This window comes from Bradyrhizobium sp. Leo170, assembly GCF_004296405.1.
Classification (GTDB): Bacteria; Pseudomonadota; Alphaproteobacteria; order Rhizobiales; family Xanthobacteraceae; genus Bradyrhizobium.
In genome coordinates, this window is sequence record NZ_PSRR01000617.1 from 1 (window position 1) to 2421 (window position 2421).

General features: G+C 64.0%; 2 protein-coding genes and 1 pseudogene. All 3 read right to left on the reverse strand.

Annotation, left to right across the window (positions count from 1 at the left end; translation table 11 throughout):
- Positions 1 to 223: pseudogene (locus CWO89_RS43190) on the reverse strand (bifunctional diaminohydroxyphosphoribosylaminopyrimidine deaminase/5-amino-6-(5-phosphoribosylamino)uracil reductase RibD); the annotation flags it as partial.
- Positions 220 to 702 (reverse strand): transcriptional regulator NrdR, encoded by a 483-nt coding sequence (gene nrdR, locus CWO89_RS43195; RefSeq protein WP_027580572.1) that lies wholly within the window; start codon positions 700 to 702, stop codon positions 220 to 222. The gene nrdR and the pseudogene CWO89_RS43190, both read right to left, overlap by 4 nt.
- Before the next feature lie 11 nt (positions 703 to 713).
- Positions 714 to 2024 carry a serine hydroxymethyltransferase gene (gene glyA / locus CWO89_RS43200; protein WP_130584269.1) on the reverse strand — a complete coding sequence of 437 codons (1311 nt, stop codon included), beginning with the start codon at positions 2022 to 2024 and terminating at the stop codon, positions 714 to 716.
- Positions 2025 to 2421 lie beyond the last annotated feature (397 nt).

The following is a 2421-nucleotide window of genomic DNA, read 5'->3' on the forward strand; positions in this document are numbered from 1 at the left end:
GCAACGCCTCCGGCTCGGCATGCGGCCGGCCGCCTGCTTGCGTCCAGCCACGACCGACAATGACGCCATCCTTGACCACGACCGCGCCGACCGCCGGATTCGGCCAGGTGCGGCCCTGCCCGCGCCGGCCGAGCGTCAGCGCGAGCTGCATGAACCGCAGATCGGCGGCTTTCGACTGTTTGGCTTCTGCGGCGAGCTTGTCTTCCAGGATGCGGAAGATCATTTGCGGAACTGTGCGATGCGCGGGTCGTCTTCGCTAGTGAGCTCGCCGAGCACCGCCTCGAAATCCTTGGCTTCGCGGAAGTTGCGGTAGACGGAAGCGAAGCGGACATAGGCGACATCGTCGAGCTGGCGCAGATGCTCCATCACGATCTCGCCGATGGCCTCGGAGGAAACCTCGGCCTCGCCGCTGCTTTCGAGCTCCCGCACGATGGTGGACACCATCTTCTCCAAACGTTCCGTTTCCACCGGCCGCTTGCGCAACGAGATCTGCAGCGAGCGCACCAGCTTGTCGCGATCGAACGGAACGCGGCGGCCGTTGCGCTTGATCACCGTCAGCTCGCGAAGCTGCACCCGCTCAAATGTCGTGAAGCGGAAATTGCAGGTGATGCAGACGCGCCGCCGCCGGATCACAGCCGAATCCTCGGTCGGACGCGAGTCCTTGACCTGCGTATCCAGACTGTTGCAACTCGGGCAGCGCATCGAACGAGCCTTTACTGATAGATCGGGAAGCGATCGGTCAGCGCCTTCACGCGTTCCTTGATCGCGGCTTCCACCAGCGGCGCCTTGCCCTCCGGCGACTGCTGCAGCGCGGTCAGGACTTCCGCGATCATGCCGCCGACTTCCTTGAACTCGGCGATGCCGAAGCCGCGCGTGGTCGTCGCCGGCGTGCCGAGCCGCAAACCGGAGGTGACGAACGGGGTCTCGGGATCGAACGGAATGCCATTCTTGTTGCAGGTGATGGCGGCGCGCACCAACGCCTTCTCCGACACATTGCCCTTCAGCCCTTTGGGCCGGAGGTCGACGAGCATCAGATGGTTGTCGGTGCCGCCGGAGACGATGTCGAGCCCATGGCCGTGCAGCGTTTCCGCCAGCGCCTTGGCATTCTCGACCACGTTCTTGGCGTAGACCTTGAAGTCCGGCCGCAACGCCTCGCCGAACGCGACCGCCTTCGCCGCGATCACATGCATCAGGGGGCCGCCCTGCAGGCCCGGGAAGATCGCCGAGTTGAGCTTCTTGGTCAGCGTCTCGTCATTCCACAGCATCAGGCCGCCGCGCGGGCCGCGCAGCGACTTGTGCGTCGTGGTGGTGGTGACATGCGCGTACGGCACCGGCGAAGCATGCACGCCGCCGGCGACGAGGCCCGCGAAATGCGCCATGTCGACCATGAGATAGGCGCCGACACTGTCGGCGATCTCGCGGAAGCGCTTGAAGTCCCAGGCGCGCGAATAGGCCGAGCCGCCCGCAACGATCAGCTTCGGCTTGACCTGTTCGGCCTGCTTAGCCACCGCATCCATGTCGATGAGCTGGTCTTCGCGCCGCACCGTGTAGTGCACGGCCTTGAACCATTTGCCGGACATGTTGACGGGTGAGCCATGGGTGAGATGGCCGCCGGCTGCGAGGTCGAGGCCCATGAAGGTGTCGCCGGGCTGCAGCAGCGCCAGGAACACCGCCTGGTTCATCTGGCTGCCTGAGTTCGGCTGCACATTGGCGAACTTCGCACCGAACAGTTTCTTGGCGCGCTCGATCGCCAGCGTCTCGGCGACGTCGACCCATTCGCAACCGCCATAGTAGCGCGCGCCCGGATAACCTTCGGCATACTTGTTGGTCATCACCGAGCCCTGCGCCTCCAGCACCGCACGGCTGACAATGTTCTCGGAAGCGATCAGCTCGATCTCATGGCGCTGCCGACCCAATTCGCCCTTGATCGCCTCCGCGATTTCAGGATCGGCCTCGACAAGGGTCGCCCTGAAGAAGGAATCAGGCGCGGAACCGGATTTGGCGCTCGGGGAGGAAGAGGTCATCGGCGAAATATCTCCACCGCCGCAAGCCTTTAGAGGATGCGGTCGGTCAAATGTGGGCGGTCGAAGCTGGTCGGTCAGCGTTATCACATCGCGGGGTGCCGGCCAAGCGGTTGCGGTAGGCGAGCGGCAATTATGCCAGATATGGTGGGGTCGGCGGGATTTGCCAGTTCCGCAGGTGCCAACCGTTCGCTCACGCCATCCCCGTCATTCCGGGGCGTCCGAAGGACGAGCGCGGAATCCATCGGGCCGGAGGCGCAAACAGCGAGATGGATTCCGGGCTCGATGCTGTCGCATCGCCCCGGAATGACCGAGAGAGAATTTGCAAGCGATTCCAAAGCGATTTGCCACGTCCAGTCCTCGCGCGAAAAACATTCCGCTTCCGTCGTCGGGCAAATCA